Below are 14,844 nucleotides of genomic sequence, written 5' to 3'. Positions count from 1 at the left end.
AAGCGCGCCCCGGCTGGACGGCGTACTTGGACGAAGCGGACGCCCAGGTTCCTGCTTAGAGGTTAACGCGATGTGACGACCGGTACGGAATCGGGTTCCTAACTAACTACCCATTCGGTTGCCTATTCAACAGGCACGATGTGCCGATCGAGGATCGCGATATCGCGTTCGCACGCCGCCAGTTGGCCCGGTTGCTCGGCCGCGGCGCGCCGGATCCGCGCCTCGAGTTCGGCCACCCGGCGGTCGGTCTCGACGATGCGGGCGGCGCTCGCGCGCACCACGCGGTCCGCCAATTCCGTCTCGGCTTCCACCAGCGCGGTCGCCACCCGCTGCTCTAGCTGGGCTTTTACGTTGACGAGCGCGTCGGCTACCCACTGCCGGACGTGCGCGCGGTCGGCGACCTGCCGCCGCGCCCGCACCACCCACCAGGCGACGAGCGCGCCGAGCAGCAAGGTGACGGGGATGCTCGCCACGTCCAGCGCCGGGACCAGCGACAGCGGCGCGACGAGCAGCCTGCCGAGGCCGACGCCCGCCGACGCGCCGAGCGCGATCATGAGGTGATCTTCGACACCCCGGTGCCTCGGCTCCGGGTCGGGGCCGACCCGCGGCGCCGGGTCGCGCCTGCGGTGCGGCGGCGCGAGGTCGGCGCGGCCCGAGCCGTCCAGCCGCTGCGCGAGTTCGGCGAGCCGGTGCTCGATGCTCGTGTCCACCGCGCCGGTCAACTCGGTCACGGACTGTTGCAGCCGGTCGGGGTAGTCGCCGAGCTCGGCGGGGCGCAGCCGGTCCAGCTCGGTGCGCGCGGCGGTGTGCAGCGCCCTGACGTGTCCGCCGACCTCCGTCATCAGGTCGACCCGCGCCAGGTGCAGTTGGCCGCGCAACGTCGACATGGCCGAGGCGCGGCCGCCGTCGCGCCCAGCGAGCAGCGTGGCGCGCTCCTCGCGCCAGCGCGCCGGTTCCGCGCCCGAGCGCAGCGCGGCGACCTGCTCGACGACCCGCTTCCTTGTGTCGGTGAGGACGCGGGCGAGCACGGCGGTCAGCCGGTCGCCGCCGGAGGCCTCCGCGCCCGCCGCGGCGGCGGTCAATTCGGCGTGCAGTGCGGTCAGCCCGGAGCGATCGAGCAGTCCGGCGTCGCCGCCGGTGCGTCCGGCGACCGCGAGGCGCGCGGAGACCGGGAGGATGTCGAGATCGTCGAAGCCCTGCGCGCCGAGCAGCTCGAGGTTGTGCGAACGCACGACGCGCCAGTCCTGGTAGGCGTGCACACCGTTCATGACGAGCAGGATCCGGGTGCCGTCGGACCGCAGGCGCCGCACCACGTCGAGGGTGTCGGTGCCGATGCTGGTGCCCGCGTCGAGCAGGATCAGCGCCACACCCGATGGCGCGCCAACGGCGGGCGCGGTGGATTCGACGGCCGCGTTCGCGTCGGTCATCGGATCGGTGAGGTCGATGCGGGGTTCGAAACGCGCCAGCTCGGTGCGCAAAAGGGTGGTGTTGGCGTCGTCGGGTCCGATCAGGGCGACCGTCGAGGCCGCTCCCGCGCCACGCACCGCCTTCAGCAGCGCCATGCCCTGCGGGTTCCAGCGCGCGACCACCGCCTCCACGTCCGACGACAGCGGTTCCGGCGCGGCGGGCTCCCGCGACGCCGGATCCGGTCGATCAGAGTCCGGCACTGCTCATTCGCTCCCATAGTCGGATGTATCCGTTGTGCACCCGCAGCGCCGCGCGCCGCGCCACCGGCGGCATGTCGCTGGCGACCACGGCGCGCCAGCGGGCGGCCCTGTGCAGCGCGTCGTCGGCGTCGGCGGGCGCGGGCGACGGGTAGCCCGCGGCCAGATGCGCGACCGAGGGATTCGCCAATCCCGCGCACAAGGCGAGCCACATCGCGTCGTCGCCGTAGAGATAGTCCTCGAGGATGTCCCTTGCCGGTCCCGCCTCGCCGGGCACCGCGCGTGCGGCCAGCCGCGCCAGCTCGTCGAGCAGCTCGCCGCCGCGCAACGCGGAGACCTGTTCGTAGCGGCGGTGCAGCAGCCGGTGCAGCGCGTCGATGCCGCTGGCGGCGTGCAGCAGTTGCAGGATGGCGTGCGGGCTCAGCTCGGGATCGTGGCGCAGGGCGCTCAGCGCGCAGGTGATGCCGTAGAGCTCCCAGCGGTGCAGCAGCTGCTCGCGTTCGGCGACGTCGGGGCCCGCGGTCGGCGAGACGAACAGGTCGGGCGAGAGGGTCAGCGCGGGGTCCGCGTCGGCGGCGAGCCTGCGCAACGTGGCCATGTCGGCGTCGGTGACGGCGCCCGCCCTGGTGCGGACCGCGAGCGCGGCGACCACCGGCAGCGTGAGAATGCCCAGCTCCCTGGTGTACTGCTCGGCGGCGGCCACCGCGTCGCCCCAGCGTGAGCCGATCGCGTCGGCCTTGTTCAACACCACCACGGTGCGCTCGGGCGGCAGCTCGGCGAGCACCCTGCGGTCGGCGGGCAGCGGCGCGCCCGCGAGCACGTAGACAACGATGTCAGCGTCCAGCACGGGGTCGGGGGCACCCGGCTCGTCCACCGGACCGGTCTCGGCGGCCGACATCAGCGCGAGCGCTTGCAGCACGGTGGACCGGCCCGCGTGCGCGCGCCCGGTCACCTGGATGCGCGGCGGCCTGCGCCAGGCGTTGACGGCGGTGTTGGCGTGCTGACCGATCGCGGCGGCCCGGCCACCCACCGACTGCAAATCGACGAGAAGCCGATCCAGCTGGTCCTGTTCGCGCGTTGGCACTCCCCGTTCACGCATCTGCCCGTTGAATTCGGTGGCCGTCGGCATGGCTACACACCCCCTTGTCGAGGCGCAATTCTGTCAGAACGAGCGCTGTTCGGCAGTGCCGACCGCTCAGGCGCCCGCGAAGTATTTGTTGGCAGCGCGAACCGCCCAGCTCGGGGCGTACTTCGCCGCGGCGGCGAGCACCTTCGCCTGGGTGCCGATCTCGTAGTGCACCCTTGGCAGCCGCGGACGTTTGCTCGTCGCCTCCCAGATGCCGTCGGCCACGTCGTCGGCGGTCAGCCGCACGCCGAGCGACTTGGTCGTCCCGGTGCTCATGCCGTCCACCATCGCCGTCGCCACGAACAGCGGCCACACCGCGATCACCCGGATGTCGTGCCGCGACCACTCCAGATCCAATGCCTCCGTGAGGCTCTTGACCGCCGACTTGGTCGCGCCGTAGCTGGCGAGTTCGGGCTGACCGTAGATCGCCGAGGCCGAGCAGAGATTCACCACCTGGGCGCCCCTGGTGTCGCGCAGGTACGGGAAGGCGTGGTGCATGCCCGCGAGCACGCCGCCCAGGTTGACGTCCATGATCGTCTGGTGGGTGCCGAGGTCGATGTCCTCGAAACGGCCGGAGCGCAGGATGCCCGCGTTGTTGATCAGGATGTCCAGCCTGCCCGTCGCCTCGTGGAACTCGGCGAGTTGCTCGGTCCAGTGCGTGTTGTTCGTCACATCCAGCACCCCCGTGCGCACCCTGCCACCTGCGGCGTTGATGTCCGCGGCGAGCCGGGAGAGGCCGACCTCGTCGATGTCGTATGCCCCGACGTGGTACCCGTGCCCAGCGAAAAGCAGTGCCGTGGCCCGGCCGATACCGGCCGCCGCACCGGTGATGAACACGGTCGGTGAACTCATGACGGCAGTCTAGTGCCGCCGTCGACCCCTGTTACCAGGGTTCACACAGAAGCAGGGCGTCACTTACTCTGCAGTAGTGGTCGGCACCATTGTCGGTGTGCAGCTTCGCTTTTCGAGCGGGCGCGACGGCCCGTCGAGGAGGTTGCGATGACCGTCGACGCCATCGGTGTTGTCGACAGCGAACCGGAGGCCGCCGGCCACCGGCCGACCCGCGGCGCGCAGGCGCTGCCGGCCGGTGACAGGCCGCTGTTGCCCAGCGCGGATCCGTTCTACCGGGCGCCGCGCGGATTCGCTTCCCGGCCGCCAGGCACCGTCCTGCGTAGCCGAGCCATCGATCTCGCACTCTTCGGCCTTGTGCCGCAACAGGTTTCGGCCTGGCAGTTGCTCTACCGCAGCAGCGACCTGCACGGCGCGCCCGAGGTGGCGGTGACCACCGTGCTGCTGCCCGACGGCGCCGACCCGTCCGAAGACCGTCCGCTGCTCGCCTTCCAGACCGCCATGGACGCGGTCACCGAGAAGTGTTCGCCGTCCTACGCGTTGCGGCGCGGCTCCCGGGCGATCGGCGCGGTCACCCAGCTGGAGTGGCTGCTGGTCGCCAACGCGCTGCGCCGCGGCTGGGCGGTCTCGATCGCCGACCACGAAGGACCGCACGGCAACTTCGGCGCGCCGCGCGAACCCGGCTATCGCGTGCTCGACGGCGTCCGCGCCGCGCTGCACTTCGCACCGCTCGGTCTGCACGCCGACACCCCGATCGGCGTCTGGGGCTACTCCGGTGGCGGCATGGCCAGCTCCTGGGTGGTCGAGATGGCGCCGACCTACGCGCCGGAGCTGAACATCGCGGGCGCGGTGCTCGGCGCACCCGTCGGCGATCCCGAGCAGGTGTTCACTCGGCTCAACGGCGGCCACTTCGCGGGTCTGCCCGCCATCGTCATCGCGGCTCTGCACCGGCTCTACCCGGCCCTCGGGGCGGTGATCGAAAGGGAACTCACCGACGACGGGCGCCGTTTCGTCGCCACCGCCGAGACCTCGACGCCGCTCGGCGCGATCCTCGCACTCGCGGGCAAGAAGATGGACGACTTCCTCGAGCGCCCGCTCGCGGAGATCCTCGCCGCGCCCGCGTTCCGCGACATGTTCGATGACCTGCGCCTCGGCAACTCCACCCCCACCTGCCCGCTGCTGGTGCTGCAACCGGTGCACGACCAGGTCATCCACATGGACGGCGTGGACGGCCAGGTCGCCAGGTACCGCAAGGGCGGCGCGGAGGTCACCTACGTGCGCGACCGGCTCAGCGAGCACTTCTCGCTGCTGCCGCTGGCCACCCCGATCAGCCTTGCCTGGCTCGCGGACCGGCTGGCGGGAGAGCCGGCGACGGGTGACTCCGACACCACCGTCTGGTCGGTGCTCGCCTCCCCCACCGGCCTGCGTGGACTTCTGGAAATGGCGAGTACCACGGTGAAGGTGGTGCTCGGGCGGCCGCTGCGGCAGGAGACCCCGATCGCGCCGAGGATCGTCGCCGAAGTCGCCGCCTGACCTCGCGATGACCGCGCGGCCGGGGTTCGATTGCCGTGCTGTTCGCCGGATGCTGGACAATGGACGCCGTGAACGACGCCGCCAACCACACTGTCGAGTCGGTTCCGGGCAGGCCGTCCACAGCGTCGGCCCCGCTCGAAGCAGGCAGACGATCGCCGACCGGCTCCCGCCTCTACCCGCGGGTGACGAGCTTCCGCTCGCGCCGGGGCGCGCTGACCCCGAACCAGCAGGGCGCCTGGGATCGCATGTGGCCGCAGATCGGCCGCGAGGTCTCCGACGCCCCGCTGGACGCCGCCGCCTGGTTCGGGCGCGAGGCCCCGCTCGTCATCGAGATCGGCTGTGGCACAGGGACTGCCACCGCCGAGATGGCGCAGGCCGAGCCGCACCTGAACCTGATCGGGATCGAGGTGTACCAGCCGGGTCTCGCCCAGCTGGTGCAGCGCATCGAACGCGAGGGCATCGACAACATCCGACTGCTGCGCGGCGACGCCGTCGACGTGCTCGAGCACATGATTGCTGAGCAGTCGCTGACCGGCGTCCGCGTGTTCTTCCCAGACCCGTGGCCGAAGGCGAGACATCACAAGCGCCGCCTGCTGCAGCCCGCGACCCTCGCGCTCATCGCGAACCGGCTCCGACCGGGCGGTGTGTTGCATGTCGCGACCGACCACGCGGGTTACGCGGAACACATCGCCGAAGTCGGCGCCGCGGAACCGCTGCTCATCGGCCTCAACGAGGCCACGGGCGGCGTCAGCGCGGACAACAGGGCGACCGCTCCGATCGGCTTCGACCGCCCCGTCACCAAGTTCGAAGGCAAGGCACATCGAGCGGGAAGCGCCATCACCGAGTTCATATGGGGCAAGATCGAATGATGAGCGAGCGCAGCGAGCGACCCATTAGCTCGATCGTCACGGCGATCCCGGCACAGCCGAGTGTGATGCCGGAGCCGAGCGTCAGCGAGGCCAAGGCATGAGCGTCAGTGAGATGGCCCACGAGGTGGTCGACGTGTCCGCGGAGGTGGGCGGCGCCGGATCGGAAGGTCTCGGCGGCGCCGCGCCGGATGTGCGCCGGGTCCTGCTCGTCTGGGACGCGCCCAATCTCGACATGGGTCTCGGCGCGATCCTCGGCGGTCGCCCGACCGCCGCGTACCGCCCCCGGTTCGACGCGCTCGGCCGCTGGCTCCTAGCGCGGACGGCCGAACTATCGGTCGGCAGCTCGACCAGGGTCGAGCCCGAGGCCACCGTCTTCACCAACATCGCGCCGGGCACCGCCGACGTGGTGCGCCCGTGGGTGGAGGCGCTGCGCAACGTCGGCTACGCCGTGTTCGCCAAGCCGAAGGTCGACGAGGACTCCGATGTCGACGCGGACATGCTCGCGCACATCGAAATGCGCAGCCGCGGCGCCGGACTGGCCGGAATCATGGTCGCCTCCGCGGACGGCCAGGCTTTCCGCGAACCGCTCGAGCGGTTGGCCGCGCGCGGAATTCCCGTTCAGGTGTTGGGGTTCCGCGAGCACGCGAGTTGGGCCGTAACATCCGATACGCTCGAATTCATAGACTTGGAGGACATCCCTGGCGTGTTCCGTGAACCGCTGCCAAGGGTGAGCCTCGATTCACTGCCCGACGAGGGCGCTTGGCTGCAGCCGTTCCGGCCGCTGTCGGCGCTGCTCACCTCTCGCCCCGCCCAAGGAGTCGCTTAGTGTTCACACGCTGGGGCGATCTGGTCTACCGGCTGCGCTGGGCCGTCATCGGCATCGTCTGCGCGGCCCTCCTGGCATTGGGAGGCTACGGCTTCGGCCTGGAGGACCATCTCAGCTCCAGCGGATGGGACGACCCGACGTCGGAATCCGCGGCGGCCGCCCGGATCTCCGACTCGGCATTCGGGCGCGATCACACCAGCGACGTGATCGTGCTCTACACCGCACCCGAGGGCAAGACGATCGACGACCCGCAGTTCCGGGAAAAGATCGTCGACAGCCTCAACCGGCTGCCGAAGGAGCACCCCGAGGAGATCGCCAAGGTCAACGGCGCCTACTGGCAGACCGATACCGGTCCCGGCGTCCCGCTCACCTTCGGTTCGAAGGACAAGAAGTACACCTTCGCCTCCATCGCGATCGTCGGTGACAACGACACCGACATGGTGCGCAACTTCCGGAAAGTGAAGGACGTCTTCTACATCGAAGGCGTCGACGTCCAGGTCACCGGTCTGCAAGCGGTGGCGGGCACCCTCAACGACACCATGGCCGCCGACCAGAAGCGGATGGAGATACTCGCCATCCCGGCGGTCGCTGTGCTGCTGTTCTTCATCTTCGGCGGTCTCGTCGCGGCGGGTCTTCCGCTGGTCGTCGGCGGTCTGACGGTGATCGGCGCCAACGGCATCATCATGTTCCTGACGAAGTTCACCGAGGTGAACTCGTTCGTCGGCGGCGTCGTCTCGATGATCGGCCTCGGTCTCGCCATCGACTACGGCCTGTTCATCGTCAGCCGCTTCCGCGAGGAACTCGCCGAGGGCTACGACACGCGCGCGGCCGTCCGGCGCTCGGTGATGACCGCGGGCCGCACGGTCGTGTTCTCCGCGACCATGATCATCGCCAGCCTCGGCGGCATGCTGCTCTTCCCGCAGGGCTTCCTGAAGTCGGTGGCCTACGGCACCATCGCGACGGTCTCGCTGGCCGCGCTCACCGCGATCACCATCCTGCCCGCGATGCTCGGCGTGCTCGGTCCGCGCGTGGACATGCTCGGCCTCAAGCGCTTCCGCAAGACCAAGACCGCCGAGGAAGTCGAGAACGGCTTCTGGGGCAAGACCACGCAGTGGGTGATGAAGCACCCGCTCAAGATCGCCGTGCCGATCTGCATCGGCCTGCTGCTGCTCATCATTCCGGTGAAGAACCTGGCCTTCGGCGGCATCAACGAGCGGTACCTGCCGCCGGACAACAAGACCCGCGTCGCGCTGGAGAACTTCTACGAGGTCTTCCCGCTGAAGAAGACCGACCCGGTGCAGCTGGTGATGGTCTCCGACGACAGCGCCGCGGTCGGCAAGGTGTGGAAGGAGGCGGGCGAAGCGCCCGGCCTCACCGGCAAATTCGAGGTGCCGAGCCGGTCGACCAGCGATCCCAACGTCTATCGGACGAGCGCGACGCTGGAGGATTCGGAGAACTACGATCCGACCATCGAGTACCTGCGCTCGATGGACGTGCCCGACAACGTCCAGCTCTACGTCGGCGGGCAGCCCTCGATCCAGAAGGACAGCATCGACGCGCTGCTCGACCGCATGCCGTTGATGATCGCGCTGGTCATCTTCGTGACCACGCTGCTGATGTTCCTGACCTTCGGTTCGCTGGTGCTGCCGATCAAGGCCGCACTCATGAGCGCGCTCGGCCTCGGCTCCACGCTGGGCATTCTGACCTGGATCTTCGTCGACGGGCACGGCGCGAGCCTGCTGAACTTCACGCCGCAGCCGATCATGTCGCCGGTGCTGGTGCTGATCATCGCGGTGATCTACGGTCTGTCCACCGACTACGAGGTCTTCCTGATCTCACGGATGGTCGAGGCGCGCACCCAGGGCGCGTCCACCACCGAGGCGGTCCGCGCGGGCACCGCGCACACCGGACGCATCATCACCGCCGCGGCGCTGATCCTGCTCGTCGTCGTCGGCGCGTTCGCGTTCTCCGATCTGGTGATGATGCAGTACATCGCCTACGGCCTGATCGCGGCGCTGTTCATCGACGCGACCATCCTGCGCATGCTGCTGGTGCCCGCCACCATGAAGCTGCTCGGCGACGACTGCTGGTGGGCCCCGGCCTGGATGAAGCGCATCCAGGAGAAGATCGGCCTCGGGGAGCCGATTCTGGACGACGAGCGGCCCGGCGGCGGCGAGGTCGTCGACCTGGTGAAGACCACCCCGATCACCGACCCCGTGACGATGCAGATGCCCGCGGTGGCGGAGGGCAAGCAGCCGCGTACGCCGCGGCGGGTGCGGACGATCGAGGAGATCGAGGCGGAGGCGCCTACGCAGAGCATTGATTCGGTTCCGGTCGCGAAGGGTTCGGTCGCGCCTCGGGCGCCGCGTTCCACGACTTCCGGAGCACACTCCGCAGCGCCTGGTACGCCGCGGTCCGCGACTTCCGGAGTGCACGGGGTCGCGCCCGGTGCCTCGACTCCTGGAGCGCAGTCCGCGACACCGCGTCGTGGGGCTTCCGGTGCATACTCGGCCGAGTCCGCCACGCCGGGTTCGACAACGGCTGGGGCACAGTCGGTTTCGACGGGCGCGGGGACTTCTGGATCCCCGTCGGGTTCGGCCGCCGCTCCGCGCTCCGGGACTCCTGGGTCGCAGTCGGGTTCGACCGCCATGCCGGGCGCGACGCCTCCTGGAGCGCAGTCGGTACCGCCGCGGCCTCGCACTTTCGGTGCGTACTCGACAGACTCCGCCACACCGGGTTCCGCAGCCCCCGGGGCACAGTCGGGTTCGCCTGCCACGCCGGGCACCGAGACTCCGGGGGCTCAGTCGGGGTCGGCCGCCACACCGCGTTCCACTGCTCCCGGCCCGCACGATCCGACCCGGCCGCGCGCCAGTTCCCTTTCGGGGCTGCCGGATCCGAACCCCGGCAGGTCGACGCCGACGGAGCCTCCGCGACCGCGCGCCGTGCCGTTCGCGGCGGATCGGTCCGGGTCGATCGACGACGCGACGCGACCGATCGCGTCGGAGGGCGCCCCGGCGCGCAGCCACCCGTCCGGCGCGGACGCGGGCCAGCACGGCGCGAGCGCCTACGATCCGACGATCGGCGGCGGCCACCACTCCTCGACACAGTCGAACCACACCTCGTCCGGCACAACGGGTTACGACCAGTCGGCCCACCACGCGGCACCCGACAACGGCGCGCCGGAAACCCCGGACGACAACCGCACCAGCATCGAGAACTGGATGGCCGAACTCCGGTCCTCCCGCCGCCGAATCGCGGACTCGGACGAAGGCCGCCACCACAGCGGCGACGGCCGCTCCGTCAGCGTCAACGAACTCCTCCGCCGCCACGACGAGGACTGACCCGCTCCGGGTTTCGGTCGATATCGTCCGCGGACAGACCTGCGATGAGCGATGGCGTTGTCCGCGCCGATCCATCGCCCGCCACCGAAACCGCGCCTGGGGAAGATTTTTCCAAGACCGGACGGGACCGCGCGATCGATAGTTGTGCCGTGACCACCACATTCGATCCCGAGAAGCTACAGACCGCCCTGCAGAACGTCCATCGCGCGGGCATACCCGGAGTTTTCGCCGAGGTGCGCGACGGCAACCAAATCTGGCGCGGCGCCGCCGGAGTAGCCGATGTCGATACCGGCCGCCCCGTCACCGCCGATATGCGACACCGCGTCGGCAGCATCACCAAGACGTTCACCGCCGCCGCTGTGCTGCAGCTGGTCGACAACGGCGAGATAGCGCTCGACACCCCGATCGGCCACTACCTGCCGCGGCTGGTTCCCGGCAAACGCGGTGCGGCGATCACGGTCCGGATGTTGATCAACCACACCAGCGGTCTCGCCGAGTACTTCCCGTATGCCTACCCTTCACTCGCGGCCTTCCCCGCCCTGGCTGAAACCACACCGGAGAGTCTGGATGACCACCGGCACACCAGGTTTCACGCGACCGAGCTGATCGAGATGGGGGTCTCGGCGCCTGCCACCGGGACCCCGGGTGCCACACCCGGGATCTACTCGAACACCAATTACCTACTCCTGTGCCAACTTCTGGAGTCGGTGACCGGTTCCTCGGCGGAGAAATACATCACCCGCAACATCATCGAGCGCGCCGGACTGCGGGACACCGAGCTCCCGGCCGGACCGCATATCGACGGACCGCACTCACTGCACTACGAGGCATGGTTCGGCATGATCGACCCACCGCGCGACTACAGCGTCTATGACATGTCGTGGACGGGGCCCGCGGCTTCGCTGATTTCGACCGTCGCGGACCTGAACCGCTTCTACAGTCTGCTGCTCGGCGGCGAAATCATCAGCCGAGCATCGCTGGCGCAGATGCAACGCACCGTTCCGGTCATCGCCTTCGATGGAAGGACAGGCGACTACGGTTTGGGCCTGCAGAAGATGACCGTGCCAGGCCACGGCATCTACTGGGGGCATGAAGGTTCGGTCTGGGGCGGCGGCGCGATGTCCATGACCAGCGCCGACGGCAAACGGCAAGCGTCCATCGCGGTGAACCTACAGCGCTGGAACCGACTCGACCCGGCGGGCAAGCCGCAGCCCCATCCCATCGACGACACACTCCAGGCCCTCACTCATCTGGCGCTGTGTGGTTGAGACACGCAGCCACCAGCCAGCCGACGGCAGTCTCAAATCGAACCGACCTCGCAGACCGTGCACACGCTTCGCAGGGGGTGTGCGGGCTGCGAAGCGTGTGGCGGGTCTGCGAGGTTTGTGACAATGCGCCTGGCCGCACGTGGTCAGTCGGCGTCTTTCGCTTCGGCGAAGGCTCGGGCGTAGCGGGTTCCAGTGAGTAGCAGGAGGATTCCGACTACCAGGAAGGCGGCGACTCGGATCAGGCCGTCGAGGGTGGCCAGGTCGAAGAGGAAGAGTTTGGCCAGGGCGGCGGTGGTGACCAGCAGGCCGGAGCCGAGGGCGACCTTGGCGATGGCGGCGGAGCGGGCGAGGTTGCGCAGGCCGTAGAGCAGGGCGGCGGTGGCGGCCGCCATCCACCCGATGGTGGCGATGCTGTGGCCGATGACGAAACCGTCCTGCGCACCGGTCGCGGCGCCGATCGCGACGATCGCGGCGGTCACCAGGTAGAGGGCCGCGCCGCTCGCCGCGATCCAGAGGATCGAGTCCTCGGCGCCGCCCTTCGGCGTGCCCGCCAGTCGGCGGATGGTCCATACCGCCACCGCGGCGACGGCGAGGCCGATGATCGCCGCGAGTGTGGTGGAGATCGACAGGTGCTCCTCGGCGAGGTGTTGCGACGCAAGCCTTTCCGGCGTCGCGTTCGCGAAGAAGGCGAGACCGCCGATGAGTGCGAAGGCGATGCCGAGACCCGCGGCGACACCGGAACGCAGCTGGCCAGCCACGCCGAGGAAGCCCAGTGCCACCAGGAGCGTCGCGATGGGGAGGGTTTGCGTGCTCGTCACGCCGACGCATGCTTCGAGCAACGCGAAGGAGCCCGCGACAGCGGCGGCGATGGCGGTGTGGCCCGGAAGCTTCGCCAGCTCACGGGTTTTCGGCAGCAGCGCCGACGCGGCGGTCGCGAGCAGCACCAGCGCGAAAAGCCCCGCGATCAGGACGGCGCCGCGCCGGTCGAACAGCGCGGGCGCCGCGAGCAGCGGGGTGGTCGAGATGGCGAAGGCCACGGTCGCGGTGACGTCATCGGCGCGCCGGCGCACCACGAGTACGGTTCCGACCGTTCCGATCAGCGCTGTCGCGATCGCGGCGACCAAAAGCCACAGCTCGCGTGTGTAGTCGGTTTCCAGGAGCGCCACGGCGATAGCGACCAGGGTGGCGATCACGGCGGGCGCGGTCCGCACGACGTGCAGGAACGGCCAGTCCCTGCCGAATTGCACGGGCGCGCAGGCCAATTGCAGCGCGATCAGGAACCCGAGCAGCACCAGCTCGACGGTCACGAACGGCGCGAGCATCGCCGCACCCAGCACCACAAGCACCGCCAACGGCTGCGACTTCCACTGCATCGCCAGCCCGACGCCGCCCGCCGCCACCGCGAACGCCGCCGCCAAACCGACCACCGGGTTCAGCCAGTGATAGATCGCGGTCACGGCGATCACATCCAGATAGGCGCCCGCGATGCCGGTGGCCGCCAACGCGATTCCGCCGACCCGCCCACCGGCCTTACCGAAGACCCGCATCCCCGCCCCGACTAGCGCGGCCGAGAACACAGCTCCCGCAGCAACCCTCGGCACCGGACCGAAGAATCCGGCCTGCGCCGCGAGAACCAAAAGCATGACCACGCCGATCAACGTCACCGCCACACCGGCCACGGCCAGCACCCGGCTGATCACCCCGTCCCGCTGCCACCACGGGACATGCGGTTCGCGCCGCACCGGCGGCGCGGGCGGTCGCATACCGGGCGGCACCATCCCACCACCCAGCGGCATCGCGCCCCGCGGAGCCCGGCCCCATGCCTGCGGCGGCACAAAACCCGACGGCGGCAGCACACCTGGCTGCGGCACAGCACCCGGCCGGGGCGCGCCGGAGGTCGGCGCGACACTCGACGGCGGCATCACACCGGCTCGCGGCACAGCACCCGGCTGGGGCCCGACGCCGGAGGTCGGCGCGACACTCGACGGCGGCACAGCACCCGATTGGGGCACCTCACCCGAAGGAGGCGCCACACCCGAGGGCGGCACAACGCCCGAACCCTGCTGCGCCGCAGCCATATACGCCGACCCGTGACCCGGCCAAGGCGGCCGAGAACCGACTGTCGGAGGCGGAACGGGCGCGCTTCCGGCCGGAGGAGCGCTAATGCCTGCTCCCGCGCCCGAAGCCGAACCCGCAGTCTGCCCGCCCTCGCCAGCGGCCGAACTCGAACCGGCAGTCTGCCCGCCCTCGCCAGCAGCCGTACTCCCAGCGGCAGCAGAGCTCGCATCGCCCCCCTCAGCGGACGCCGACGCTCCGGAACCGAGGTCCGTCTCGGACGAGGCCGCCGTGCGCCGAGCAGCCGCCGACGCAGGGCCACGCAGTGGCACCGGAATCGCATCCGTGCCGCCCGGCGCACTCGCCGGACCGGCCACGGCAACTCCCGGCGCGACCTGCTCGCTCAGCAGCGCCAGATCACGTCCGAGCGCACCCATCCGCGTACCCAGCGCGGTGAACTCACCCGACAACCGCGAGATCAGCGCGGGATCGATAGATGTAGTCATATCCCCATGCTCGGCCCCTCATACGTACCGAACATGAGTAGAAACCCCCGGTGACGGGCCGATATCTACCCGATTTCGCCCCGACCGACCCCCAACCGGCTCGCGGGTGGGGGCCGGTCGCGCCGGGCGGTCATGGGGTTGGTGCGGTGCGCATGCCCGTCACCTGGTGGATGGCGCTGATGACGTTCGCGCGCTGCGGCATGCGCAGCACGCCGGGCGCGGGCTCGCTCGCCCAGTGCCAGCCGAGGCGGGAGTCGGTGCTCGGCAGCAGCAGGTGGCGTCCGCCGGGGATCACCGTGACCTGATGTCCGGCGAGGCAGCGCCGGACGTGCACGTCGACCGGGGTGGCGGGGCTCGGCGGGGTCACCAGAAAAGTCCAGCTGCGATCGCCGGGGTCGGCGACCACGGGCGCGAGCTGGGTCCGGTCCAGCATGGCGAGGACCTTCCTGCCGAGTTCCGGCGGCATGACGACGCCGCCGAGCAGGGTGCCGGTGGTCACCACGGGACGTCCGGCGAGCAGTTGGACGGGCAATCCGTACCGATGTCGAAGCAGGTGCGCCGCTTCCTGCGGGCTGTGACAACGTTCGAACATGACGCTTCCCCTCAGGCGATTACGGTGCTGTGGCAGGTGATCGGCCGACGGCGTAGCGGGCCGTGCAGGTCGCGGCCGCTCGGGCGCAGCTGTTCGGGTCGAACGAGGAAGACTTGCGATGCGGTCGCGCGATCGGCGCGCCGGGCTCGCACAGTGGTTTTCGGCATCGTTGTCATTGCCGCCGCCCTTTGCGTTCTCAAAGTTGCAGAAAGGCA

10 protein-coding genes are annotated in these 14,844 nt (G+C 69.9%); 5 read left to right on the top strand and 5 right to left on the bottom strand.

Annotated features, from left to right (window positions below):
• Positions 1-122: 122 nt before the first annotated feature.
• From CRP45_RS21110 to CRP45_RS21100, 3 genes are all read right to left on the bottom strand, one after another.
• Positions 123-1,667, bottom strand: a complete 1,545-nt coding sequence (locus CRP45_RS21110) for a hypothetical protein (RefSeq protein WP_097246482.1) — start codon at positions 1,665-1,667, stop codon at positions 123-125.
• Complete coding sequence (locus CRP45_RS21105) at positions 1,654-2,793, bottom strand: hypothetical protein (RefSeq protein WP_097246481.1); 1,140 nt, start codon at positions 2,791-2,793, stop codon at positions 1,654-1,656. The genes CRP45_RS21110 and CRP45_RS21105 overlap by 14 nt, the downstream gene beginning before the upstream one ends.
• Positions 2,794-2,859: 66 nt before the next feature.
• Complete coding sequence (locus CRP45_RS21100) at positions 2,860-3,642, bottom strand: SDR family oxidoreductase (RefSeq protein ID WP_097246480.1); 783 nt, start codon at positions 3,640-3,642, stop codon at positions 2,860-2,862.
• 147 nt (positions 3,643-3,789) lie between these two features.
• Between CRP45_RS21100 and CRP45_RS21095 the strand changes: the two genes are divergently transcribed.
• From CRP45_RS21095 to CRP45_RS21075, 5 genes are all read left to right on the top strand, one after another.
• Positions 3,790-5,172, top strand: a complete 1,383-nt coding sequence (locus CRP45_RS21095) for a lipase family protein (protein WP_097246479.1) — start codon at positions 3,790-3,792, stop codon at positions 5,170-5,172.
• 59 nt (positions 5,173-5,231) lie between these two features.
• Positions 5,232-6,041: a tRNA (guanosine(46)-N7)-methyltransferase TrmB gene (gene trmB / locus CRP45_RS21090; RefSeq protein ID WP_067786941.1), complete on the top strand. Its 810-nt coding sequence runs from the start codon at positions 5,232-5,234 to the stop codon at positions 6,039-6,041.
• Between the two features lie 97 nt (positions 6,042-6,138).
• Positions 6,139-6,867, top strand: coding sequence for an NYN domain-containing protein (locus tag CRP45_RS21085; RefSeq protein ID WP_067786938.1), 729 nt, complete (start codon positions 6,139-6,141; stop codon positions 6,865-6,867).
• Complete coding sequence (locus tag CRP45_RS21080) at positions 6,867-10,208, top strand: MMPL family transporter (RefSeq protein ID WP_097246478.1); 3,342 nt, start codon at positions 6,867-6,869, stop codon at positions 10,206-10,208. Before CRP45_RS21085 ends, CRP45_RS21080 begins: the two co-directional genes overlap by 1 nt.
• A 44-nt stretch (positions 10,209-10,252) precedes the next feature.
• Positions 10,253-11,476, top strand: a complete 1,224-nt coding sequence (locus CRP45_RS21075) for a serine hydrolase domain-containing protein (protein ID WP_097246477.1) — start codon at positions 10,253-10,255, stop codon at positions 11,474-11,476.
• Between the two features lie 143 nt (positions 11,477-11,619).
• Here the strand turns inward: CRP45_RS21075 and CRP45_RS21070 are convergent, their stop codons facing one another.
• Both CRP45_RS21070 and CRP45_RS21065 read right to left on the bottom strand, forming a co-directional pair.
• Positions 11,620-13,239: a DUF2339 domain-containing protein gene (locus tag CRP45_RS21070; RefSeq protein ID WP_245910273.1), complete on the bottom strand. Its 1,620-nt coding sequence runs from the start codon at positions 13,237-13,239 to the stop codon at positions 11,620-11,622.
• 928 nt (positions 13,240-14,167) lie between these two features.
• Positions 14,168-14,629, bottom strand: coding sequence for a hypothetical protein (locus tag CRP45_RS21065; RefSeq protein WP_097246476.1), 462 nt, complete (start codon positions 14,627-14,629; stop codon positions 14,168-14,170).
• Between the last annotated feature and the right edge of the window lie 215 nt (positions 14,630-14,844).

The organism is Nocardia amikacinitolerans, from assembly GCF_900215415.1.
GTDB lineage: Bacteria > Actinomycetota > Actinomycetes > Mycobacteriales > Mycobacteriaceae > Nocardia > Nocardia amikacinitolerans.
The sequence above is the reverse complement of the archived record's forward strand: the minus strand, read 5'-3'. Positions and strand labels throughout refer to the sequence as shown.

Bases quoted from the DNA above. Each gene is read 5' to 3' on its own strand.
- CRP45_RS21105 (WP_097246481.1), bottom strand. From the start codon at position 2,793: ATGCCGACGGCCACCGAATTCAACGGGCAGATGCGTGAACGGGGAGTG.
- CRP45_RS21100 (WP_097246480.1), bottom strand. From the start codon at position 3,642: ATGAGTTCACCGACCGTGTTCATCACCGGTGCGGCGGCCGGTATCGGC.
- CRP45_RS21095 (WP_097246479.1), top strand. From the start codon at position 3,790: ATGACCGTCGACGCCATCGGTGTTGTCGACAGCGAACCGGAGGCCGCC.
- trmB (WP_067786941.1), top strand. From the start codon at position 5,232: ATGGACGCCGTGAACGACGCCGCCAACCACACTGTCGAGTCGGTTCCG.
- CRP45_RS21085 (WP_067786938.1), top strand. From the start codon at position 6,139: ATGAGCGTCAGTGAGATGGCCCACGAGGTGGTCGACGTGTCCGCGGAG.
- CRP45_RS21075 (WP_097246477.1), top strand. From the start codon at position 10,253: ATGAGCGATGGCGTTGTCCGCGCCGATCCATCGCCCGCCACCGAAACC.
- CRP45_RS21070 (WP_245910273.1), bottom strand. From the start codon at position 13,239: ATGCGACCGCCCGCGCCGCCGGTGCGGCGCGAACCGCATGTCCCGTGG.
- CRP45_RS21065 (WP_097246476.1), bottom strand. From the start codon at position 14,629: ATGTTCGAACGTTGTCACAGCCCGCAGGAAGCGGCGCACCTGCTTCGA.